At 67.8% G+C, this 22,019-nt stretch carries 19 protein-coding genes; 6 read left to right on the forward strand and 13 right to left on the reverse strand.

Going from position 1 to position 22,019, the window contains the following annotated elements; all coding sequences use genetic code 11:
• Positions 1–13: 13 nt before the first annotated feature.
• Positions 14–2,041: a DUF1588 domain-containing protein gene (locus ENSA7_RS02720; RefSeq protein ID WP_106087623.1), complete on the reverse strand. Its 2,028-nt coding sequence runs from the start codon at positions 2,039–2,041 to the stop codon at positions 14–16.
• Positions 2,042–2,283: 242 nt separating this feature from the next.
• Here ENSA7_RS02720 and ENSA7_RS02725 point away from each other — a divergent pair, with 242 nt between their 5' ends.
• On the forward strand, positions 2,284–2,856 hold the full coding sequence (locus ENSA7_RS02725) for a hypothetical protein (RefSeq protein WP_106087624.1): 573 nt from the start codon (positions 2,284–2,286) through the stop codon (positions 2,854–2,856).
• A 120-nt stretch (positions 2,857–2,976) separates the two neighbouring features.
• Here ENSA7_RS02725 and ENSA7_RS02730 read toward each other — a convergent pair whose 3' ends face one another.
• The 10 genes from ENSA7_RS02730 to ENSA7_RS02775 form a co-directional block, all read right to left on the reverse strand.
• Positions 2,977–3,855: a beta-keto acid cleavage family enzyme gene (locus tag ENSA7_RS02730; RefSeq protein ID WP_106087625.1), complete on the reverse strand. Its 879-nt coding sequence runs from the start codon at positions 3,853–3,855 to the stop codon at positions 2,977–2,979.
• Positions 3,845–5,896 (reverse strand): acetyl/propionyl/methylcrotonyl-CoA carboxylase subunit alpha, encoded by a 2,052-nt coding sequence (locus ENSA7_RS02735; RefSeq protein ID WP_106087626.1) that lies wholly within the window; start codon positions 5,894–5,896, stop codon positions 3,845–3,847. Before ENSA7_RS02735 ends, ENSA7_RS02730 begins: the two co-directional genes overlap by 11 nt.
• A 46-nt stretch (positions 5,897–5,942) precedes the next feature.
• Positions 5,943–6,779 carry an enoyl-CoA hydratase/isomerase family protein gene (locus ENSA7_RS02740; protein ID WP_106087627.1) on the reverse strand — a complete coding sequence of 279 codons (837 nt, stop codon included), beginning with the start codon at positions 6,777–6,779 and terminating at the stop codon, positions 5,943–5,945.
• A 3-nt stretch (positions 6,780–6,782) separates the two neighbouring features.
• Positions 6,783–7,946 (reverse strand): acyl-CoA dehydrogenase family protein, encoded by a 1,164-nt coding sequence (locus tag ENSA7_RS02745; protein WP_106087628.1) that lies wholly within the window; start codon positions 7,944–7,946, stop codon positions 6,783–6,785.
• On the reverse strand, positions 7,943–9,133 hold the full coding sequence (locus ENSA7_RS02750; protein ID WP_106087629.1) for an acyl-CoA dehydrogenase family protein: 1,191 nt from the start codon (positions 9,131–9,133) through the stop codon (positions 7,943–7,945). The genes ENSA7_RS02745 and ENSA7_RS02750 overlap by 4 nt, the downstream gene beginning before the upstream one ends.
• A gap of 9 nt (positions 9,134–9,142) precedes the next feature.
• Positions 9,143–10,783: an acyl-CoA carboxylase subunit beta gene (locus tag ENSA7_RS02755; RefSeq protein ID WP_106087630.1), complete on the reverse strand. Its 1,641-nt coding sequence runs from the start codon at positions 10,781–10,783 to the stop codon at positions 9,143–9,145.
• Between the two features lies 1 nt (position 10,784).
• Positions 10,785–11,687: an SDR family oxidoreductase gene (locus ENSA7_RS02760; RefSeq protein ID WP_106087631.1), complete on the reverse strand. Its 903-nt coding sequence runs from the start codon at positions 11,685–11,687 to the stop codon at positions 10,785–10,787.
• Positions 11,684–12,382, reverse strand: a complete 699-nt coding sequence (locus tag ENSA7_RS02765; protein ID WP_106087632.1) for a TetR/AcrR family transcriptional regulator — start codon at positions 12,380–12,382, stop codon at positions 11,684–11,686. Before ENSA7_RS02765 ends, ENSA7_RS02760 begins: the two co-directional genes overlap by 4 nt.
• 127 nt (positions 12,383–12,509) lie before the next feature.
• Positions 12,510–13,631, reverse strand: coding sequence for a hypothetical protein (locus tag ENSA7_RS02770; protein ID WP_106087633.1), 1,122 nt, complete (start codon positions 13,629–13,631; stop codon positions 12,510–12,512).
• Complete coding sequence (locus ENSA7_RS02775; protein ID WP_106087634.1) at positions 13,628–14,134, reverse strand: DUF4365 domain-containing protein; 507 nt, start codon at positions 14,132–14,134, stop codon at positions 13,628–13,630. Before ENSA7_RS02775 ends, ENSA7_RS02770 begins: the two co-directional genes overlap by 4 nt.
• A 206-nt stretch (positions 14,135–14,340) precedes the next feature.
• Between ENSA7_RS02775 and ENSA7_RS02780 the strand changes: the two genes are divergently transcribed.
• Together ENSA7_RS02780 and ENSA7_RS02785 are read left to right on the forward strand one after the other, a co-directional pair.
• Positions 14,341–15,306: a penicillin-binding transpeptidase domain-containing protein gene (locus tag ENSA7_RS02780; RefSeq protein WP_181233010.1), complete on the forward strand. Its 966-nt coding sequence runs from the start codon at positions 14,341–14,343 to the stop codon at positions 15,304–15,306.
• Between the two features lie 126 nt (positions 15,307–15,432).
• Positions 15,433–16,842, forward strand: a complete 1,410-nt coding sequence (locus ENSA7_RS02785) for a DUF4215 domain-containing protein (protein WP_106087635.1) — start codon at positions 15,433–15,435, stop codon at positions 16,840–16,842.
• A 28-nt stretch (positions 16,843–16,870) separates the two neighbouring features.
• On the opposite strand, the gene ENSA7_RS02790 is transcribed toward ENSA7_RS02785, so the two are convergent.
• Positions 16,871–18,940 (reverse strand): hypothetical protein, encoded by a 2,070-nt coding sequence (locus ENSA7_RS02790; RefSeq protein WP_146157256.1) that lies wholly within the window; start codon positions 18,938–18,940, stop codon positions 16,871–16,873.
• A gap of 335 nt (positions 18,941–19,275) precedes the next feature.
• On the opposite strand from ENSA7_RS02790, the gene ENSA7_RS02795 reads away from it, so the two are divergent.
• The 3 genes from ENSA7_RS02795 (at position 19,276) to ENSA7_RS02805 (ending at position 21,789) form a co-directional block, all read left to right on the forward strand.
• On the forward strand, positions 19,276–19,629 hold the full coding sequence (locus ENSA7_RS02795; protein WP_106087637.1) for an ArsR/SmtB family transcription factor: 354 nt from the start codon (positions 19,276–19,278) through the stop codon (positions 19,627–19,629).
• Positions 19,626–20,099, forward strand: a complete 474-nt coding sequence (locus ENSA7_RS02800) for an SRPBCC domain-containing protein (protein ID WP_106087638.1) — start codon at positions 19,626–19,628, stop codon at positions 20,097–20,099. Before ENSA7_RS02795 ends, ENSA7_RS02800 begins: the two co-directional genes overlap by 4 nt.
• 175 nt (positions 20,100–20,274) lie before the next feature.
• Positions 20,275–21,789: a flavin-containing monooxygenase gene (locus ENSA7_RS02805; RefSeq protein ID WP_106087639.1), complete on the forward strand. Its 1,515-nt coding sequence runs from the start codon at positions 20,275–20,277 to the stop codon at positions 21,787–21,789.
• Positions 21,790–21,793: 4 nt separating this feature from the next.
• Here ENSA7_RS02805 and ENSA7_RS02810 read toward each other — a convergent pair whose 3' ends face one another.
• Positions 21,794–22,012 carry a hypothetical protein gene (locus ENSA7_RS02810; protein WP_106087640.1) on the reverse strand — a complete coding sequence of 73 codons (219 nt, stop codon included), beginning with the start codon at positions 22,010–22,012 and terminating at the stop codon, positions 21,794–21,796.
• Positions 22,013–22,019 lie beyond the last annotated feature (7 nt).

The raw sequence follows: 22,019 nt of genomic DNA on the forward strand, positions 1-22,019 counted from the left end.
CTATTCCGGAGGTTCAGTTCGGCACGCGATATTGAAAGCTGTCGCTGTTGAACAGCGCGACCAGCAACGCGGCGAACGAGCCGCCGCTGTCGTCGTATGCATGCTCGAGCGCGACCATGGTGCAGGCGTCGGCCTGGGTCTCTTCGCGGCCGGCGAAGTAGCGGAAGCTCTGGCGGATGAAGCAGCGCTTGGCGTAGGGCGAGCTGGCCAGGCGCTCGCTGAGGTCGATCGCGCTGCCGACCGGACCCTCGAGCTCGGGCGAGGGCATGTTGGCGAGCACGCTCGAGCCGTTGGGCGCGGCGCCGTGATCCTCGATCCGGACGAAGCCCGCGTGGTTGTAGATCTCGAATGGATAGCCGAGCGGGTTCATGTACTGGTGGCAGCCCGCGCAGTAGGGGTCGGCGTCGAGCTGCTCCGAGATCCGCTGGCGGGCCGACTGATCGCGGGATTCGTCGCTGAGCGCAGCGTCGACGCTAAGCGGCAGCTCGGGCACGTCGAGGCACAGCAGCTCCTCGCGGATCCACTTGCCGCGGTGCACCAAGTTGGGGTCGTTCTCGAACGACAGCGCGTGGGCGCCGAGCCAGGCTGGGTGGGTGAGCACGCCAGCGCGCTCGAGCGCCGGCAGCTCGATCCAGCGGGCCTCGCGGGTCCGCTCGGTCACGCCTGCGACGTTGTAGACCCGGTTCATCTCCGAGGTCGACTTCCAGACCGTCGACTCGCCCTCTTGGTAGCCGGCGGTCGCGGGCGTGTAGAACATGCGCGAGGTCAGCAAGGTCGCAAACACGTCCTCGTCGGCGGCGAGGATCCGGGCGATCATGTCGTCGAGGTGCTCGACGAGGTTGTTCTCGTACCCGTTACTGCTGTTGACGAGGTTGTGGTAGCTGTTCTCGACCGCCTGGCCGGCCCAGGCCGAGGTCGCCGCGACCTCGACCTTGGGTGGTTGGGCCGCGATCTCGCCGTAGTCGAGCCACTCGCGGAAGAAGCTGCGGATCCCCATGGCCATCCAGTACTCGCCGCGGTTCTCCCAGTCACGCTCGTCGCCGCGCTCGAGGTAGAGGTCGACCCGCGCGTCGTCGAGGCCGCCGAAGTACTCGCCGACCAGCGCCGCGACGACCTCGGGATCGGTGATGCTGCCGTCGGTGGCCGCGTCCGCAAATCCGCTGAGGTAGCCGTCGACGTCGCCCTTGGACCAATAGAGGTGCTTGCGACGAACGGCGGGAGCACCCGGCGCGGTCCGGCCGAGCGCGTAGGCCATGGCCTGGGCCAGCTCCCAGTCGGTCAGGCGCACGCGGCCGTGCTCGTCGAGCGCACCTCGATTGCCATCACCGAGCTCGGTGCGGTGGAGGGCGTCCGCGGTCATCCACGCTGCAGCCGCGATCTTCTTGATCGTCGCAGGTCGGGTGTCGATCCCGAGCTCATCGCCGAGCGCCGCTTGAGCGAACTCCTCGAGCGCGTCGACCTGAGCCTCGCTGGCCGGCCGGTACATCGTGCCACGCTCGAGCAGCCGGCCGACGAAGTAGCGCACACACTCCGGCAGTGGATCCGCGTCGTCGAAGAAGCACTTGGTCTCGGGGTCGTCCGTGACCGTGAGGATCGCGTTGCTGTCGTAGGTGTGTGGCTTGGTCCAGGCGTTGCCCGCCCCCGAGACCACGTCGAGGTAGAGCGAGAGCACGCTCGGGTCGAGGGCCTCGTCGGCGAAGTAGCTCGAGTAGCGATGCTCGGGCCGGGGGTAGAGCGGGTTCTTGTCGAGGTTGGTGCCGTGCCAGCTGCCGACGTTGCGGGTCCACTCGAAGCGATCGAGCAGCCGGATGTCGGCCGGGGGCATGGCCGGCTCGCCGTTGCAGGTGAACAGCTCGTCCTGATCGAGCGCGTTGCCCGAGGGCTCGGACGGCTCGTCGCCATCACCGTCGCCGGGATCACCGTCGCCGTCGCCGTCGCCAACGGTCTCGCCGTCGGCCACGGTCTCGCTCGCCTGCTCGGCCGAGCCGCCACTGTCATCTTGCCCGCAGCCGACCGCAGCCAGGAGGACCAAGACCGACACGTTTCGCCAAATTGGGCTCCAGCGCACAGGCGCTTTTACCAGACTTTGGCGAAGCGAGGACGCTGTATGGACTCCCGCGAATTCGTGTTTTTGAAGTAATGCGGATCGACAAACCCGCGGCGACTGGCACAGCACTCCGACGCTAGATCTGAACATCGGCTGACAAGAAGCTCTTCGACTGTTCGTTGCTTCAGCTGGCTTCGTCATGGCCCGCGATCTGTAGTAATGGACGAGGTACGAGCATGCCCGCTCCTCACTGCCAACTGGCCGAAGGCGCCCAAGCCCGCGCGCGAGAGCAGCCCCACCGAGCCTACTACCTCAGCTGCGTGGGTCGCTGGCGCTGCGAGCTCGACATGCGAATCACCGATACCGAGCGCCTGCGTCACAGCGAGATGCCTCTGCTCGATCGCGTGGCCCTGCGCCTGGTCTCGGCCTGGCCAGCCTGGCTGGGCCGCCTGCGCCTCGACACCTCCGTACACTTCGAGGGCCCCGTCGTCGTCCACACCACCCGGGTGCGCTGGCTCGGGCTCCCGATGATGCTCAGCGTCGAGCGGATCGAATTCGACGACGACGGCCGCAGCTTCACCCTCGAGGGCGAGCAGCGCGTCGCCCCGCTGTGGTGGCGCGCGCGTGCGGTCGTCGGCGCGGGCGAGGTCGACGAGGACACCGAGCACGCGCGCTATCGCTTGACGTGGCTGGGCGCCCCGCTGCAGCAGTCCACCATTCGTGGTGCCGACGCCTTGGCCCTGCACCAGCTCGGGCCCGGCTTCGAGGGCACCCAGCATCTGCGTCGCCTCTCGGGGGATCTACCGTGACGGCCGCTCCCGGAACGTGCCACCTGATGATCGAACCCGAGACAGACAGTGCCGAACGCACCGTCGTGCTCGGGCTCGACGGCGGCGGTCTGCCCCCGTCAGCCGAATGAAGGTCTGGACTCAGCTCGGATCTGCCTGCGGCCGCAACCCGAGGATCGCCCGAGCCTCGCTGGGCGACGCGACCTCGCGTCCGGCCGCGCGAGCGCAGGCCGCCAGCGCCTCGATCAACGGCCCATTCCCAGTAGTCTTGTCACCATTGGGCAAATAAAAGGTGTCCTCGACACCCGTCCGCAGCTGCCCACCCAGCTCGGCGGTCCGCTGGTGCAGCGGCCACACATCCTCGCGGCCGATCGCGGTGACCTGCCAGGTGCTGGGCTCGAGCCGATACTGCACGAGCAACTCCAGCAGCCTCGGATCCGCGGGCATGCCCGAGGCCACCCCCATCACAAAGTTGTAGTCGGGATGATCGGTCAGCCCCGCCTTCACGAACAGCTCAATCGAGCGCACGATGCCGACATCGAAGCACTCGAATTCCGGCATCGCGCCGGTCTCCGCCATGACCTTCAGAAAATTCTGAACCTTGCTGACGGGGTTGTCGAACAGCATGGGTGGCCACGCCCACTGCCCATTGCTGCGCACCTTGAGGTAGTTGAGGCTGCCCGCGTTGCAGGCCGCGATCTCGGGCTTGATCCGGCGCATGCACGCCTCGGGGCCCGAGATGTCGTTGCCGACCACCCCGGTGCTCATGTTGATGATCACGCCCGGGCACGCGTCGCGGATCGCCTCGATGATCGCGCCCGCGACCTCGGGGTCCCAGGTCGGCATGTGGCCCATGCCCGGCGTCTGATCCCGAAAGTGCACGTGCATGATCGACGCGCCAGCGTTGAAGGCATCCTTGGCCGACTGCGCCATCTCCTCGATGGTGACCGGGACCGGGTGCTGCTTGGGGTTGGTGAGGACGCCAGTGATGGCGCAGGTCAGGGCGGCTTTATCGGTCATCGGTGGTGCCTTCGGAGGGTTGTTCGGGGGTGATCGTCACCAGCACTTGGGCCTTGTCGACCTGGTCGCCGACCGCCGCGCGCAGCTCGGTGACGGTGCCGGCGATCGGGCTGGTGATCGTCGACTCGATCTTCATGGCCTCGAGGGTCAGCAGCCGCGCGCCGGGCTCGACACGCTGGCCAAGCTCGGCCCACAGCGCGAGCACGCGGCCCATGGTCGGGGCCCGCACGCGGCCGTCGCTGCCGTCGCTGCTCGGATCGCTCGAGCCCTCGTGCGGGCGGTGCTCGGCGAACTCGTAGGTGTGGCTGTCGAGCTCGAGCTGCAGCCCGTGTTCGGCGGTCCACGCGTAGTGAGCCTGACGCTGGCGACCGTCGCAGACGAACCGCAGGCGGACCCCATCGTCGGCGAGCAAGGTGATCTCGACCGCGTCCGCGCCCGCCTGCTCGACCGTCCAGCGCGGTCGGTCGTGGGCGCCGGGCCCCGGGCGCAAGGTCAGCCCAGTCAGCTGGTCACCGCAGCGCAGCTCGATCGCCGAGCTGCTGTGGTGGGCGCTGTGCCACGCGACCGGCACACCGGGGCGCGGGTGGGCGTGGTCGCGCAGAGCCTCGAGCCAGATCACGGCCGCGAGCGCCACGGCCTCGGCGGGCGGGGCCGAGGGCGGGGCCACCAGCGATCGCCCCGGCTCGGACTCGACGAACGCGGTCGTGACCTCGCCAGCGACGAACGTCTCGTGGCGCAGCAGGTCGATCAAGAACCGCTTGTTGTGGGTCGGGCCAAACAACACGGTGTCGCGCAGGCCCAGCAGCAAGCGCCGCCGGGCTTGCTCGCGGGTGTCGCCGTACGCGATCACCTTGGCGACCATTGGATCGTAGTCGCTGCCGATCCGCTGACCGCGGCCGCGGCCGACGAGCAGGCCATGATCGACGCGCAGCCCCTGGTTGTCGGCCGGGCGCCAGGCCAGGATCTCACCGGTCTGCGGCACGAACCCCGCGTTGGGATCTTCGGCGTAGAGCCGCACCTCGATCGCGTGACCCCGCAGCAAGATCTGCTCTTGCACGAGCTGCAGCTCATGGCCCGCGGCGACCTCGAGCTGCCACTCCACGAGGTCGAGGCCCGTGACCAGCTCGGTGACCGGGTGCTCGACCTGAAGGCGCGTGTTCATCTCCAGGAAGTAGAACGCGCCCTCGCTGGTGAGCAGGAACTCGACCGTCCCGGCCCCGACGTAATCCACGGCCTTGGCCGCCGCGACCGCGGCCGCGCCCATCCGCGCGCGCAGGCCCTCGTCCACGACCACGCAGGGCGACTCTTCAATGATCTTCTGGTGGCGGCGCTGCGCCGAGCAGTCGCGCTCGCCGAGGTGCAGCGCGTTGCCGTGGGCGTCGGCGAACACCTGAATCTCGACATGGCGGGCGCCCTCGACCAGCTTCTCGAGCAGCAGCGTGCCGCTGCCGAACGCGTTTTGGGCCTCGCGCGAGGCGCTGGCCATCGCGGCCTCGAGCTGGTCGGGCGCGTCGACCCGTCGCATGCCCCGGCCACCGCCGCCCGCGACGGCCTTGAGCAGCACTGGATAGCCGATCGCTGCGGCCTCGGACTTGGCCTGCTCGAGGCTCAGCTCGTCGCCCTCGGGCGCCTGGTAGCCGGGCACCGTGGGCACGTCGGCGGCGATCATGCGGGCCTTGGCCAGCGCCTTGTCACCCATCGCCTCGATCGCGGCCGGCGGCGGGCCGACGAACACGATGTTGGCGTCGGCGCAGGCCTGGGCGAACGCGGCGTTCTCGGACAGAAAGCCGTAGCCGGGATGGATCGCGTCGGCCCCGGTCCGCCTGGCGGCCGCGAGGATCGCTTCGACGTTCAAGTACGACTCGGCGGCCGGCGCCGGCCCAATGTGGACAGCCTCGTCCGCAAGCGAGACCGCGAGGCCGTCGGTGTCGGGGGTGGAGTAGACCGCGACGGTCTCATAGCCGAGCGCGCGGGCGGTGCGGATCACCCGAGCGGCGATCTCACCACGGTTGGCGACGAGGAGCTTGGTGAAGGTGGGCATGGTCGGATCGGCTGAGTCAGGTGGGTGCGCGCGAGCCTTGCCTGGATCACGCGTCGTCGCGGGCCCAGCTCGGGTCGCGCTTCTCGATGAAGGCCCGGGTGCCCTCTTGGCCCTCGGGTCCGCGGATCGCCAGCGCGAACTCCCGCGCGGCCCGGTCGAGCAGGACCTCGAGGTTCTCGGACAGCGACGAGATCACGAGATCCTTGGTCACCGCCACGGCACCCGGCGCGCAGCGGCGGATCTGCGCGAGCGTCTGGGCGAGGCCGACCTCGAGCGCCTCGTCGTCGTCGTAGACCTCGTGGGCGATCCCCACACGCATGGCTTCGCGCCCGTCGAGCCGGCCACCGGTGACCGCGAACCGCCGGGCCTGGGTCAGCCCCACGCGGCGCACGATGAACGCGGCGATCTGGGCGGGCGGAATCCCCAGCGAGGTCTCGGGCAGGCGGAACTTGGCGTCGGCGTGGGCGAGGCTGACGTCGGCGACGCACGCGAGCCCGAACCCGCCGCCCATCACCGCACCCTCGAGCACGGCGATCACCGCCTGCGGGGCGGTCTCGATCACGCTGAGCATGGTCCCAAACTTGCGGTTGCCGATCACCATCGGGTCGTCGGGGCTTCCCGGGACATCGGGCGCCGCGGCCATGCGCGCCGCGGCCATGTCCCGGATATCACCGCCCGCGCAGAAGTGACCGCCCGCGCCGCGCAGCACGACCACGCGCAGTGTCTTGCTGTCGGCGATCGCGTCGAACACCGCGATGATCTCCTCGACCATCGCAAAGCTCATCGCGTTGCGCACCGCCGGCCGGTTGAAGGTGACGTGCAAGACCGAGCCCTCGTGCCGCAGCGCGAGGTTCGGAGTCTCGGGAAGCTCGAAGTCCAACATCGTCTAGTCTTTCTTGCGCTTGGGCAGCGTGCCCATCAGCTTGCAGATGATCCCGAGCATGACCTCGTCGGCGCCGCCGCCGATCGAGACCAGCCGCGCGTCACGATACCCGCGGACCACCGGGTTCTCGTTCATGTAGCCCATGCCGCCGTGGAACTGAATGCACCAGTCGCCGACCTCGCGGCACAGCCGGCCGGACTTGAGCTTGGCCATGCTGGCCAGCTTGGTCACGTCTTTGCCGCTGACGTAGAGCTCGGTCGCCCGATAGACCAGGGCCCGCAACGCCTCGACCTCGGTCGCCAATTCGGCCAGCTTGAAGTGCACGTATTGGTTGTCGAGCACCGAGCCGCCAAACACCTGACGCTGGCGGGTGTAGTCGGTGGTCATCTCGAGCATGCGCTCGAGCGCCCGAATCGAGTTGGCCGCGCCCCACAGCCGCTCCTCCTGGAACTGCATCATCTGATAGACGAAGCCGTAGCCCTCTTGCCCGATCAGGTTGCGCTGCGGCACCCGCACGTCCTCGAAGAAGATCTGCGCGGTGTCGGAGCTGCGCATGCCCAGTTTGTCGAGCTTGGTCGAGCGGTCCACACCCTTGGTGTCGAGCGGGACCACGATCAGGCTCTTGTTCTTGTGGGCCGGCGCGCCGTCGACGGTGTTGACCAGGCAGCACATCCAGTCGGCCTGGTAGCCGCTGGTGATCCACATCTTGCCGCCATTGATGATGAAGTCGTCGCCGTCCTTGCGCGCGTGGGTCTTGATGCTGGCGACGTCAGAGCCGGCCCCGACCTCGGACACGCCGATACACCCGACCATGTCCCCCGCGATCGAGGGCTCGAGGTAGGTCTTCTTGAGGTAGTCCGAGCCAAACCGCGCGAGCGCGGGCGTGCACATGTCGGTCTGCACGCCGATCGCCAGGGGCACGCCGCCGCAATTGATGTTCGACAGCTCCTCGGCCATGGCCACGGTGTAGGAGTAGTCGAGCCCCGCGCCGCCGTGCTCCTCCGGGTACTTGAGCCCGAGCAGGCCCTGATCACCGAACAGCTTGAACACCTGATGAGCCGGGAACGCCCCGGCCGCCTCCCACTCATCGACGTGGGGGTTAATGTGCTTGTCGATGATCTGGTTGACCGTCTTGCGCAGCAGCGCGTGTTCTTCTGTGAATTTCATGACGTCCCCTTCCCGGTTCGCGTGGTGCCCGGCTGCCTGGGCAAGGTGCCCATCAGCTTGCAGATGATCCCCAGCATGACCTCGTCGGCCCCGCCGCCGATCGCCACCAGCCGCGAGTCCCGGTAGGCGCGGACGATCGGGTTTTCGTTCATGTAGCCCATGCCGCCGTGAAACTGAATGCAGCAGTCGCCCAGCTCGCGGGTCAGCCGACCGCACTTGAGCTTGGCCATGCTGGCCAGCTTGGTCACGTCTTTGCCGCTGACGTAGAGCTCGGTCGCGCGGTAGACCAGGGCCTTGAACGCCTCGAGCTCGGTCGCCAATTCGGCCAGCTTGAAGTGCACATATTGGTTGTCGAGCACCGAGCCGCCAAACACCTGGCGCTCGCGGGTGTAGGCAACCGTCATGTCGAGCATGCGCTCGAGCCCGCGCACGGAGTTGGCCGCCGCCCACAGCCGCTCCTCCTGGAACTGCATCATTTGGTAGACGAAGCCGTAGCCCTCTTGCCCGATCAGGTTCCGCTGCGGCACCCGCACGTCCTCGAAGAAGATCTGCGCGGTGTCGGAGCAGCGCATGCCCAGCTTGTCGAGCTTGGTCGAGCGGTCGACCCCCTTGGCGTCGAGCGGGACCACGATCAGGCTCTTGTTGCGGTGGGCGGCCGCGCCCTCGACGGTGTTGACCAGGCAGCACATCCAGTCGGCCTGGTAGCCGTTGGTGATCCACATCTTGCCGCCATTGATGACGAAGTCGTCGCCGTCCTTGCGCGCGTGGGTCTTGATGTTGGCGACGTCGGATCCGGCCCCGACCTCGGACACGCCAATGCAGCCAACCATGTCGCCGGCGATCGACGGCTCGAGGTAGGTCTTCTTGAGGTCGTCCGAGCCAAACCGGGCGAGCGCGGGGGTGCACATGTCGGTCTGAACCCCGATCGCCATGGGCACGCCGCCGCAATTGATGTTGCCGAGTTCCTCGGCCATCGCCACCGAGTACGAGTAATCGAGGGCCGCGCCGCCGTGCGCCTCGGGGTACTTGAGCCCGAGCAGGCCCTGCTCGCCGAATCGCTTGAACACCTCGTGAGCCGGAAACGCGCCGGCCGCCTCCCACTCGTCGACGTAGGGGTTGATGTGCTTGTCGATGATCTGGTTGACCGTCTTGCGCAGCAGCGCGTGCTCTTCACCGAACAATTGCATGAGGGGCTCCTACAGACGTGCGACGCCGAAGGTGTTGGGGCTGAGGGTTCGAGCTTGGGCCTCGCGGCAGGTTGCGAGCGCCGTCGCCAGTACCCGCCGGCTGTCTCGCGGATCAATGATGCCATCGTCCCACAGCCGCGCGGTCGCGAACAGCGCCGTGGACTCGGACTCGATCCGCTTGACGAGCGTGTCTCGCATCATGCGAACATTGTCGTCGCGGATCTTGCGGGCGGCCTCGTCGAGCATGTGATCCGTGCCCGCAAACTTGGCCTTGGTGATGATCTCCATGACCATGCCGATCTGCTCGGCGCCCATGACCGCGACCTTGGCGTTGGGCCACGCAAAGATGAACCGCGGATCAAAGGCCCGCCCGCACATGCCGTAATTGCCGGCCCCGTAGCCCCCGCCCACCAGCAAGGTCAGCTGCGGAACCGTGGCGTTGGCGACCGCCTGGATCATCTTGGCGCCGTGCTTGACCGCGCCGCGCTGCTCGGCGTGCTTGCCGACCATGTAGCCCGTGGTGTTCTGCAGGTACAAGATCGGAATGTTGGCCTGACAGCACAGCTGAATGAACTGCGCGGCCTTGCACGAGCCGTCGGGCATGATCGGCCCGGCGTTGGCGACGATCCCCAGCGCGTAGCCCTCGATCGAGGCGTGGCCGCAGACCGTGTCCGAGCCCCAGCGGGCCTTGAATTCGAGGAAGTCCGAGCCGTCGACCAGGCGGGCGATCAGCTCGCGGATGTCCCAGGGGTGGCGGGGATCGGGGGGGACCAACCCACACAATTCTTCGGCGTCGTAGAGCGGTGGCTCGAACCCGAGCTGGGGTGGCGGGACATAGTTCTGATTCCAGCCCAGCTTGGCGACGATCTCACGGGCGATGCGAATGCCGTGGGCGTCGTCCTCGGCCACGTACTCGGCCAGCCCCGAGACCTCGGCGTGCATCTGGGCCCCGCCCAGCTCCTCGTCGCTGGCGTCCTCGCCGATCGCCGCCTTGACCAGCGGCGGCCCGGCCAGGAACACCTTGGCCCGGCCGCGGACCATGATCACATAATCGCTGAGCCCCGGCAGGTACGCGCCGCCGGCCGTGGACGAGCCATTGACCACCGTAATGTGGGGGATCCCGGCGGCCGACATTCGAGCGATGTTGCAGAACACTTTGCCGCCCTCGACGAACAGCTCGCTCTGATAATTGAGGTTGGCGCCGCCGCTCTCGACCAACCCAATGCAGGGCAGCTTGTTCTCCAGCGCGATCCGCTGGGCACGCAGGCTCTTTTGCAGGCCCATCGGCGCGATCGAGCCGCCCTTGATCGCGCTGTCGTTGGCCGTGACCAGACAGCGCACCCCAGCCACGAACCCGATCCCAACGATGTTGCCGCCGCCGAGGGTGTCCTTGCGGCCGTTGTCGTCGTGCATCTTGTACCCGGCGAGGGTCGAGAGCTCGAGGAACGGACTGCCGGGATCGATCAGCCGGGCGACGCGCTCGCGCGGGGTCAGCTGGCCGCGCTTGATGAACTTGGCCCGCTTGGCCTCGCCGTGGGCCCGGACCGTGGCCTCGAGCGCGCGGAAGCCCTCGACCAGCGCCAGCATCTGGGCCCGGTTGTGTTGATATGCCTCGCTGCGGGTGTCGAGCGTGGATTGCAGGGTTGGCATGTCAGTCCTCGGGCGTGGGCAGCTTGTCGAGCTTGGTCACCGCGCGCATGTCGTCCGGCAGCGTGCAGCGATGAAACCCGTCGTAGGGCAGCGAGCGATCGTGCTCGGGCATCGGCCAGTGGTGAGGCATCAGCGGGGCCGCCCCATCGACGCACAGGGTCTGCCCGGTGATGAACGCCGACGCGGGCGACAGCAAGAAGCAGATCGCAGCCGAGATCTCGGCTTCGACGCCAAACCGCTTGAGCGGCACGGCCTTGGTCATCTGCATGAACATGCTGCGCACCGCTTCTGGGTAGGTTTCCATGCCCGAGCTGGCGATCCAGCCTGGCGCGACCGAGTTGACCCGCACGCCCGCGCGCGCCCACTCGACCGCCGCGGTCTTGGTCAGATTGATCATCCCGGCCCGCGCCGCGCCCGAGTGGCCCATGCCCGGCATGCCCTTCCACATGTCGGCGACGATATTCACGATCGCGCCGCCGTGCTGCATGAAGTGCTGCGTGAACAATTCCCGGGCCATCAAGAACCCGCCGGTCAGGTTGGTGCGCACGACCGTCTCGAAGCCCTTTTGATTGATCGCCTCGAGCGGCGCCGGGTACTGGCCGCCCGCGTTGTTGACCAGCCCGTGCACGGCCCCGCGATCTTCGAGGATCGCTGCGATCGTGGCCGCGACCCCGGACTCCTCGCGGATGTCCTGGGTGTGCGCGCTGGCCTGGCCGCCGTCTTCGATGATCTCGGCCTTGACCCGCTCGACCTTGTCGAGCTTGCGGCCGAGCAGCACGACGTGGGCACCGAGCGCGGCGAGCTCGTGGGCGGTGCAGCGGCCGATGCCGCTCCCGCCCCCGGTGACGATGATGGTTTGACCGGCGAACAGGTCGGGACGAAACACGGAACGGTAGTCGCTCACGCTGGCTGCTCCTCTGGGATCGGGTCTGGGATCGGGTCTGGGAGTGTAGTTGGGGTTGGCATCGGGCACAGCGCCTCGACGCGGGTGCTGTCGCTGCCCAGGCCACGCAGCAAGAACCGCGTCGCGTGGATCAGGGTCTGCGCGGGTGGGGCTGGGCGCTGCCAGACCAACGCCTCGAACAGCAGATCATCGAGCAGCGCGAGCGCGAGGTGGGCGGCCATGCGATCGTCGTCGACGACGAAGCTGCCGTCGCTGCGGCCGGCCGCGATCAGCTGCGCGAACGGACGCGACAAGGTCTCGCGGCCCTCGAGCCAGATCTGCTCGATCTCCTCGCTGCTCGTCGCTTCACGAAACACGCGGATCAGCGGGACCTGCTCGCGCATGACCGCGTGGATGCGGATCAGCGCCGCGACCAGGCGCTCGTCGGCCGGCGCGAGCGTGTCTGCGGTGCTCTCTTCGAACGCCTGCAGGTAGTGGCCAAGCACCTCGGCGCGCAGGTAAGGCAGCACCGACTGCTTGGACTTGAAGTACAGATAGAAGGTGCCCTGCGCGACGCCGGCCTCGCGGACGATCGCCGACACGCTGGTCTGGGCGAAGCCGCGAGCGAGGAACAGGCGCTTGGCGGTCGCTACCAATTCACGCCGCCGGCCGGTGCTGGGACCGGTGCTCGCGCGGGCTGGGTCGGAGCTGGGCATGGTCGGAGGGCTCGGGTGACTGACTGTCAGTCAGCTGGCGCAAGATGACTGATCTGGGGGAGCTATGTCAAATACGCAGAACGCGCCCCGCTTGCGTGAGGCGCGATCGGCAGCTCGTCGGCGTGGCTCAATCTTCGTCGTCGGGGACGGCGACCAGCTCTCCCGGCGAGCGGAGAATGTGGCGTCGTCCCTCCTTGACGAGCGTGCCCGACACACGCACCCGCGCGGCCTTCTGGTGCAGGTCCATCGCCTGGGCGTAGGCACCGGGACTCAGGGAAATGTAGACCTTCACCGTGTGCGGACGGTCGTCCACGGTGGCGAGCAGCACGACCTCACCGGGTTGGGAGGGGTCGGTCGCCTCGCGGTCGAGCGTCCGGACGTAGCCCTCGATCTCAGTGCCGGGAGCCGGAGACGTCGCCTTCAAGACTCGCGCAGCCTCTCCCAGCGGCGCGAACAAACGATGGTCGAAACGGACTGGCGGGACCGTCGTCGCCACGGGCCTCCGCGCAGCCCAGGTGAACGCGATCTCGGTGTAGCCCTGGCCACCAGGTGGATGCAGCGCGGACAGAGCGGCCAAAAAGTTGGAGCTGAGGCCTGCTTTTGCGCCTTCGAGCAAGCGCTGGTCCTCTCCCGCCGTGAGTGCGTCCGCGGCTTGGTTGAGCGCGGTGGCCATCAGCCGAGTGACCCGGCGCGCGAAAGGATCCTCGATGGCGGGCCCACCGACGGCCGGTGAGACCGGAACCAGGATCGGCGACACATAGCTGCCTGAGCGAGTCGGCGCCTCTCGGCACGTGTCCACGAATGCCACAGCTTCGGCACGAGACAGGCGTGGATGGTGCGCGCGGGGCTCGATGATCGAGTGTGCCGCGGCCAGCAGCAGCTGCTTGCGGGCCTCACGGATACGGGCGGAGTCGCTGATCGAGATGGTGCCGGACTCGGTGTCGGCGCCTGCGAAACGAAACGCCAGCACGTCCGCCTCGGGCTGGCCGAGATCGAACACGATCGCGCGAGCTGCTCGACGCTCCACCAAGGACAGAACCTCGATGACCTCAGCCACGCGCCGACCGTAGTCCACGAAGTCCTGACGCCTCGGGATCTCGACGACGACATCTTGCTCGTGCTCGTTACGGTGGTAGCGCCAGTGCCTGTCGTTGAGCGCATCGCCCTCTTTCCACCCCGAAGCAACGAGGTAGCGGCGATAAGCCGAAGGCGGAAGCCGGCTCGCGGTCTGCAACCAATCGGGCTTCACAGCGCGTCCCCTCGGCTTATCCTGGTCATCATCGAGCGAAGGCTGTCTGGACAGAACAGGTTGGTCCTCGGAATGTGGATCGTCGTCGTCGCCGCGTCGCCAACGAGCGGGAGGCGACCGTGGAGGTGCTCCCAATAGGCGCAGCGGCGCATGATGAGCTCCTCGTTCGAGTATGAGATCCACTCATGCTCGTCCGCCGGCAGCATGAGCACAACCAGGAGTATCGGCGTGTGACAGTCGTGGCGCAGGCGATCATAGTGCGCTCGCTCGAGCGACCACGCGATATGTTGGTCGTGCACATGACGCTGGTCGCTGGAGCACTTGAGCTGGAGGTCGATCTTGGGACCCGCCAGCGTCCCGCCGCCGAGCACGCCAGCGACGCCGATCGTGACATCCAGACAGTCATCATCTTGGCTCCACGTGCCCAGTTTGTACCCGCAGCGTGCAGCGATCGCGGCGATGTACGCCTTGCTGATCTCTTCGCGCTGCTGGTTTGGTGTCATGGCGGCGCGGTTGGCTCGGGGGTTGTACCATGGGTGCCCGAGACACCGAGCGGGCTGGACTTCACGTGCTGCGGAGCGTTCTGGTCAGAGTAGTGTGCGTACTCTCCGCTAGCGCGAGGCCTGGGGGAGATGATCGACCCCGCACCACCTTCACCCGGAACAAACTCGCTGGACGTCGCGTCGGTCGCCGGATGTCAGCCGCTCGCGTGACTGCCCCGCTCGTCTCGTCGTTCGCCGTCGCCGTCATGCTCTGCGGCTGCCGCCCGATCGCCGAGCCCCCGCCGCCCGCGGATCAGCCAGCTCCGAGCGCGCCTCCCTCAGGCACGCCCGAGCCCGAGCCCGAGCCCGAACCCACGCCCGCGCTCACGATCACGATCACGATCGATCACCGCCCCGAGCTCGCCGAGCGCATCACCGCCGCTGGCTACCGCGGGGCGATCGTGATCTTGGATCCCGCGGCCGCGACCCTGATCGTCTCGGACCCGGAGCTGGCCGAGCGCCAGTTCATCCCGGCGTCGACCTTCAAGATCCCAAACTCGCTGATCGCCCTCGAGACCGGGGTCGCCGACTCACCCGACTTCACGCTGAAGTGGGACGGGGTTCAGCGCTGGGCGTCGAGCTGGAACCGCGACCATGATCTGCGCAGCGCGTTCGCGGTGTCGGCGGTCTGGTACTACCAAGAGCTCGCTCGACGGATCGGCGAGGCCCGCATGGCCGAGTGGGTGAGCGCGGCCGAGTACGGCAACGCCGACATCTCGGGGGGCGTCGATGCGTTCTGGCTCAACGGCGCCCTGCGGATCTCACCGCGCGAGCAGGTCGAGTTTCTGCAGCGTCTCCACACGGGCGCGAGCCCGTTCTCCCCGACCACCGTCGCGCGCTTCCTCGATGACGTCATGATCTACGCACCCCGGCCGGGCGAGTGGGCGGGTACACCCGAGCGCAGCGTCCGGGCCAAGACCGGCTGGGCCAAGTCAGAGCATTTCACCGACTCGGTGACGGCCGGCTTCGAGGGCAACCTCGGCTGGTTCGTCGGATCCTTCGAGCGGCCCGACGGCCCGCGGGTGTACTTTGCGACGCTGTTGCTGACCCCCGAGCCGGCCCCGGACAGCTTCGCCGACGATCGTCCCACGCTCACGGCCGCGGCCCTGCGCGAGCTCGGCTACCTCGACTGAGACGGCTCGGAGCGGTGAGCCACCGCGTGAGCGTCAATACGCTGGCTTCACCAGGGCCTGGATCCAGCCGACCTGACCCCGTCCGCACGTAGGGGGCTCGCGTCGCTGGCCTGGACAGAGGGGGTCATGCTCGGCTCAAATGCCGCCATGCATCCGCACCGGCTTGGCTCCGTCCTGACCTGCTCCCTGCTCTGCTCGCTCGCGGTGTCTTGCGTGGGCCCGATCGTCGAGGCCGACAGCGTCGGCACCGACTCCAGCGGCGATGGCGATGGTGACGGCGACCCCGGCGACGGCGACGGCGACGGCGATGGTGACGGCGACCCTGGCGATGGCGACGGTGATCCCGGCGATGGCGACGGCGATCCCAGCGGTCTGTGCGGCGACGGGGTGGTCGACCCCGGCGAGGAGTGCGACGACGGCAACATGGTCGACACCGACAGCTGCATCTCCACCTGCAAGCTGGCGGAGTGCGGTGACACGTTCGTGTTCGCAGGCACCGAGGCATGTGATGACGGCAACACCAGCGATGGCGACGGTTGCTCGAGCAGCTGCACGCTCGAGAGCTGCGGTGACAGCGTGGTCCAGCCCGGGGAGGCGTGTGACGACGGCAACATGGACAACACCGACAGCTGCACCAACTTGTGCGTCGCGGCGGCGTGCGGCGACACCTTCGTCCACGCCGGGGTCGAAGACTGCGACGACGGCAACCTGGTCGACACTGACGCGTGCACCAATGTCTGTGAAGACGCGGCGTGCGGCGACGGGATCATCTACGAGGGCATGGAGGCGTGCGACGACGGCAACATGCTCAACACCGACGCGTGCGTGGGTATGTGCGTGGTCGCAACGTGTGGCGACGGCTACGTCCAGGGCGGCGTCGAGGAGTGCGACGACGCCAACAACGTCAACGACGACGCCTGCACCAACGCCTGCGTGGCCGCCGCGTGCGGCGACGGCCTGCTCCAGCCCGGCGAAGAGTGCGACGACGAGAACACCTCGGCGAACGACGGCTGCTCACCCACCTGTCTGTGGGAAGAGCGCTACGTGTTTGCCACGAGCACCCAACACAATGGCAACCTCGGCGGCCTCGCGGGGGCCGACCTGATCTGCAATGACCTGGCCGAAGCTGCGGACCTGCCGGGCACCTATATGGCGTGGCTCTCCACCAATCAAAATACCCCGGCGGGGCGCTTCACCCAGTCGAATGTGCCGTATGTGCTGGTGACGGGGACCAAGGTCGCCGACAGCTGGCTCGATTTGATTGATAGTTCGCTCGACGCCTCGATCGCGCGGACCGAGCTGGGGACCCCCTCGATCGACACGGCCAGCATGTGTGGCGGCAGCGTTCGGATCGTCTGGACGGGGACGTCTGGCAACGGGATGAACAGCGGGAATAACTGCAACAATTTCTCCTCGAGCTCGAATGCGTCGAGCGGCACCATCGGGCGAACGACGGCGCTGAACGATGACACCTGGACCTCGTGTGGCGGAGGCGGGTGCAACCTGACCGCGGCGCTCTACTGCTTTCAGCAGTGACGTCCCGCGCGAGCTCAGGCGCTTCAGCTCAGTCCGGCCGCTCGATCCCCTTGGGGAACGAGCGCCACGGACTGTGCCCGGTCGCCGCCATCCACTCGGCGTCGAGCACATTGCCCGCGAGCACACGCCCCCAGTCGTGGTCGAAGTGCCAGTCGCTCTGGGCCAAGAACGCGTCGATCTCTCGCCGGGTCGGCCGGTGGTCGAAGCTCCGGACGACCTCGCGGTTCGAGTGCGGCGAGACGCCGACGGTCCACTCGCGGTTGTTGGCGTGCCGGCTCGCCTGCACGATCGTGAATGTTGGAGGGCCGTGGCTGGTGTTCTCGACCAGGACCAGCGCGTAGTCGTTGCGCAGCGGCCGGTCATCCTCCATCACGTACCAGGCCAGCAACAAAGACGGCGCCGAGCCGGGCGCGCACGCGTGCATGCGCGCGGCCTCGTGGAGAATGTCGAGGTCCCACGTGGGCAGGCGAGACTGCGCGACAGGCCCAAGCGTGCCGTCGCTGCCCGTGCCAGGACCGGTCAAGGGCGCGGTCGTGTCGGGGCACTGCGCGCGACCGCGGACCGGACTGGGCGCGATCGCGTGGACATCGAACAACACGGCCCCCCGGAGATCTTCGGACGCGGCCGCGCTCAGATCGATCAAGCGCGGCGCCCGAGCGCCCAGCCGCAGCGGGCCCGTGGGCGGCAGCCACAAGGTCGAGCCCACGATCTGCTGCGAGCCCAGCGAGACATCTTCGGGGATCGTGGCGAGGCCCGCCAGGCTAGCGCTGCGCGTGTCGACAACCGCGAGCGTGTGGGTCGTCGACGCCAAGTAGCCGCCGGACCAATCCATGAATGCATAGCCGATCCTGCCATCGTCGTTCCCGCCCCAGCGCTCGAGCAGCTGGCCCGCGATCGGATCGATCACCATGATCTCGCGCGCGCCATCATGGGTCATGACTGGAAACGCTGGTTTGGCGTGCATGCGAGCGGGCATGGGATCAAAGCCATTGTTGCCGACGTACGCCGCGCCCAGCTCGACGTGACCGAGCGGGGCGAAGGTCTCCAGGTCGAAGGCGACCATCGCCTTGCGGTAGCCCCTCGACGCCAGCACGACCACCGCGCCTGGGATCACCGCGCAGTCGTCGAGCATCCAGGTGCCGACGAGGTCCGCCGCTTGTAACGCTGCTGGGACCGCGTCGCGCGTCGCGACCGTCTTGGGGTCGACCAAAAGCAGGCCGTCATCGCTGCGGACGAACCACCGAGCGCCGTCGCTGCAGCTTTGAACCCGCGCCTGTAGCTCGCCGCGGACCGTACCGCTGCTGCGCTCGAACACCCACCAGGACGCGTGGTCGTCGTCTCCGCTCTCGACGCGCACCGCCAGCGAGTCGTCGACGAGGGTGGGATCTGGACCCGGCGCCGGTGAGATCGGGATCGAGGCGCGCCACAGCTGCTTCGTGCTGGAGGTCGCGACCAGCTCCGCCGTTGGCCTGACGCCCAGACTCGCGGGGTAGTGGACGCGTAGATCAAACCGACGCGCGCCGTCGTTGGCGACGCCCGATGCGAAGCCCTGGCCGTGGGCAATCTCGAACCGCCGCGCGCCGTCGGCCAGCGCGAACCCGTGCAGCTCGAGCTCGGGATCGTCACCGACAAACGTGGAGGTCATGACCGTGACCGCGTCTTGGATGATCTCGATACCGGTCACGCCCTCGTTGGCGGCGAGCTGGCCCGAGAGCGGCTGCACCCACGCGAGCGAGCCATCGCGCCGCATGAGGGCGATCCACCACTGTTTCTCGTGATCGGGGCCCGGGACCAGGAACCGGACGATCGCTCGATCTTCGTCGATCGCAACCATGTCGGAGATCCACCCTTCGGCCTTCGGCGTGCCTGGAGGAACCGCAGCGGTGGGGGCTGGCGGCTCGGGTGGGAGCTCGGGCAGCGCCGCCGGCTGAGTCAGCGCGGGCGCAGACGCGGGCGCGGTGGCTGGGCCGCTCGCCGGTTGGTTCGCAACAGGTCGGTCGGCCGGTACCGAGGGCAGCGCTCGGCATCCCAGCGCGACGAGCGGGACCACGAGCACGCCGAGGCGGCCAAGACCGAGAGCGCGAGGGCGGCTGGGCATGGCACGAGTGTCCCGGTGCTGCCGAGTAGCGTCAATGAGTGGGGTGGCGGCGACTCCTTCTGTGCACGCGGTCTTGCTCGACCCGATCGACCTCATCTCGCAGGAGTCCGCCCTGATCCCGCCAGCGAGGCTTCACATGTTGCGCGACCATGGCGTGCTCGCGGCCCGCTCCAACGCGCGGGCCGGAATCGGAGGGGACTGTCTTCAGCTCGTCGGCCCTCGAGCGCTTTGCCGACAGCGCTCGAGGGGATCACCCAGAAACCCGCTCGACATCCGCCCGAAGCTCATCAAAATATAACCTTGACATTATATAACCGATCAGCTAAGCACTGAAAATGAGCGCTGCACCCCGCCTTGACGCTGCGTTCGCGGCCCTCGCCGATCCGACTCGCCGGGCGATCCTGGTTCGTCTGGTCGAGGGCGAGGCGACCGTCGGTGAGCTGGCCGAGCCGTTCGCTATCTCGCAGCCCGCGGTCTCACGGCACCTCAAGGTGCTCGAAGGGGCGGGCCTGATCGAGCGTCGCGTCGACGGCACAAAGCGGCCGTGCCGACTCGCCCCCGCCGCACTGACCGAGCTCGACGCCTACCTCGCCATGCTCCGCAAGGCCCTCGAAACCAACTACCAACGACTCGACCAGCTGCTGGCGAGCCCCACCTTCGCGACCAAGCAGAAAGACGAAACGACATGAGCAAGATGACTCTCGAACTCGAAGGCGACACCGGTGTGGTCGTCACCCGCCACTTCGCCGCCCCACCCGAAGCGGTCTTCCGCGCGCACTTCGAGCCGGAGTTCGTCCGGCAGTGGATGCTCGGTCCCGAGGGCTGGACCATGCCAACCTGCATCAACGAGCAGCGCGTCGGCGGCAAGATCCGCTATGAGTGGGCCAATGGCGAGGGCCAAGGTTTCTACCTCACCGGCGAGATCCTCGAGCTCGATCCGCCGCGGCGCAGTGTCCATGTCGAGCGTATGCACCTGCCTGACCCCACCCCCGACAACCGCATTGAGACGACCTTCACCCCCGACGGCGACGGCACGTTGATGGTCATGCGGATGAGCCTCCCCGATGCCGCGACCCGCACGGCGATGCTCGAGACCGGCATGGAGCACGGGATGGAAGACAGCTACGTTCGTCTCGAAGGCATCTTGGCAACAGCCTGAGTTCGCAGCAGGGGGCACGAGCTCGAGGTCGCCCCTACACGAGCGGGACCACGAACACGCCGAGGCGGCCAAGACCGAGAGCCCGAGTGTCCCGGTGCTGCCGGGTAGCGGCAATGACTGGGGCAACCGCCAAGTCTCGATTTCGCGGCCCGCCGAATCGGCATAATCTGTGCCCATGCGAATCGCGATCATCGGCTCGGGCATCTCGGGCATCGCCTGGGCCTCCACGTTGCAACGGGACGGTCACGAGGTGGTGGTGTTCGAGCGCAGCGAGAAGATCGGCGGGGTCTGGGCCAACGCCTACCCCGACGTCCGTCTGCAGAACATCTCGAGTCAGTATCACCTCGCCGGGTTCCCCTGGCCGTTTCCCCCGGACGACAACCCGACCGGCAGCCAGATCCTTCGCTACCTCGCCGCCGCGGTCGAGCACATCGGCATCGACGTCCGCTGCCAGCATGAGGTCGTGTCCCTGACCGAGCTCGCCCACGGCTGGCGGGTATCCGTAAGCGGACCGGGAGGCGACGAAGCGGCCGAGTTCGACTATGTGGTCGTCGCCGTCGGGCAGTACACCCAGCCCAAGGCCAAGCTCGAGATCGCCGACCGCGAGCTGTTTCGTGGAGAGGTCGTGACCGAGCGCGAGATAGACGATCTCGACCGACTCGCCGCCAAGCGGGTCGCGGTCGTCGGCTTTGGCAAGTCCGCCGTCGACCTGGCCACGTTCGCGGCCGACCGAGGCTCGCGGGTCGAGCACGTGTTTCGAACACCCCGGTGGCTGATCCCACTGTATATCGCTGGCCTGCACTTCAGCTTCGCCCTGTTCCCGCGGTTTGGCTCGGTGATGGTCCCGAGCTGGGCCCACCCAACCGCTGGCTCGCGGTTCTTGCACGATCGGCTCGCTCCCGTGGTGCGGGGGTTCTGGGCGACGGTCTCCGCAGTCGTGGCGCTGCAGTATCGCGCCGCCGCGCTCGGTCACGGCCCGGAGGGCCGCGCCCGGATCCGTCGGCTGCTGCCGGATCACACCTTGGTCGCCGACATGCGCTCGGCCGCGGCTCTGGCTCCGCTGCGCTACCACCAGGCCGTCGCCCGCGGCGAGATCACCCCGCACCGCGGCGTCGTCACGCGCTTCGTCGAAGACGGCATCGTGCTCGCCAACGGCACCGAGCTGCCCTGCGAGCTCGTGGTCGTGTGTCTGGGCTCGGGCTCTCCGGTGTTTCCGTTCATGCCAGCGCGCTACCGCGAGCTGCTCGAGGGTGAGCCCGACGGCGTGCAGCTCTATCGTCACCTGCTGCACCCGCGGATCCCCCGGATGGCGTTCGCCGGCTACAACCATGGCTTCATGCACGTGCCCGCCGCCGAGGTCGGCGCGCTGTGGATCAGCGCGATGATCCGCGGTGAGCTGGTGCTGCCGCCGATCGAACAAATGGAGGCCGCGATCGAGCACGTGCGGGCGTGGAAGCGGGCCAATATCAACTTTGAGCCGTCACGATCGTGCGCCGTCAGCACCCGCTTTCAACAGTACATCGACATTCTGCTGCAGGAGCTCGGCGTCTCGCCCTACCGCAAGCCACACCTGCTCGCCGAGCTGTTCTCGCGCTACGAAGCGGCGGACTACGCTGGCATCATCGAGGAGTACCACGCGGCCCGATCCAGCCTCGATCAGCCGCGCCGCCCGTCCGACCTCGCAACTTGAGCGTTCAGCGGGGCTCGAAGCAAGTCCGGCCCGGCTGACACGCTTCGGGCACGCACAATTGACGATCCGGCCCGGTCACAAAGCAGGTCTTCAGGCACTGATAGCTGCTCGAGCGGCTGGTGTGAAAGGCGTCGTGGGTCTGGGCGCCATAGGCATGCAGGGCCTTGGTGCGCAGGTGCTTGCAGACCGGGCGGGAGTCGTCGACGCGGGTGAACTCGGGCATGGGGGCT

The sequence above is a fragment of the Enhygromyxa salina genome (genome assembly GCF_002994635.1).
GTDB lineage: Bacteria > Myxococcota_A > Polyangia > Nannocystales > Nannocystaceae > Plesiocystis > Plesiocystis salina_B.

What these genes read in the sequence shown, in the direction of transcription:
- ENSA7_RS02795 (WP_106087637.1), top strand. Translation starts at nt 19,276, where the DNA reads ATGAGCGCTGCACCCCGCCTTGACGCTGCGTTCGCGGCCCTCGCCGAT.
- ENSA7_RS02805 (WP_106087639.1), top strand. Translation starts at nt 20,275, where the DNA reads ATGCGAATCGCGATCATCGGCTCGGGCATCTCGGGCATCGCCTGGGCC.
- ENSA7_RS02750 (WP_106087629.1), bottom strand. Translation starts at nt 9,133, where the DNA reads ATGCAATTGTTCGGTGAAGAGCACGCGCTGCTGCGCAAGACGGTCAAC.
- ENSA7_RS02775 (WP_106087634.1), bottom strand. Translation starts at nt 14,134, where the DNA reads ATGACACCAAACCAGCAGCGCGAAGAGATCAGCAAGGCGTACATCGCC.
- ENSA7_RS02810 (WP_106087640.1), bottom strand. Translation starts at nt 22,012, where the DNA reads ATGCCCGAGTTCACCCGCGTCGACGACTCCCGCCCGGTCTGCAAGCAC.
- ENSA7_RS02785 (WP_106087635.1), top strand. Translation starts at nt 15,433, where the DNA reads ATGCTCGGCTCAAATGCCGCCATGCATCCGCACCGGCTTGGCTCCGTC.
- ENSA7_RS02800 (WP_106087638.1), top strand. Translation starts at nt 19,626, where the DNA reads ATGAGCAAGATGACTCTCGAACTCGAAGGCGACACCGGTGTGGTCGTC.
- ENSA7_RS02730 (WP_106087625.1), bottom strand. Translation starts at nt 3,855, where the DNA reads ATGACCGATAAAGCCGCCCTGACCTGCGCCATCACTGGCGTCCTCACC.
- ENSA7_RS02765 (WP_106087632.1), bottom strand. Translation starts at nt 12,382, where the DNA reads ATGCCCAGCTCCGACCCAGCCCGCGCGAGCACCGGTCCCAGCACCGGC.
- ENSA7_RS02725 (WP_106087624.1), top strand. Translation starts at nt 2,284, where the DNA reads ATGCCCGCTCCTCACTGCCAACTGGCCGAAGGCGCCCAAGCCCGCGCG.
- ENSA7_RS02745 (WP_106087628.1), bottom strand. Translation starts at nt 7,946, where the DNA reads ATGAAATTCACAGAAGAACACGCGCTGCTGCGCAAGACGGTCAACCAG.
- ENSA7_RS02735 (WP_106087626.1), bottom strand. Translation starts at nt 5,896, where the DNA reads ATGCCCACCTTCACCAAGCTCCTCGTCGCCAACCGTGGTGAGATCGCC.
- ENSA7_RS02755 (WP_106087630.1), bottom strand. Translation starts at nt 10,783, where the DNA reads ATGCCAACCCTGCAATCCACGCTCGACACCCGCAGCGAGGCATATCAA.
- ENSA7_RS02790 (WP_146157256.1), bottom strand. Translation starts at nt 18,940, where the DNA reads ATGCCCAGCCGCCCTCGCGCTCTCGGTCTTGGCCGCCTCGGCGTGCTC.
- ENSA7_RS02740 (WP_106087627.1), bottom strand. Translation starts at nt 6,779, where the DNA reads ATGTTGGACTTCGAGCTTCCCGAGACTCCGAACCTCGCGCTGCGGCAC.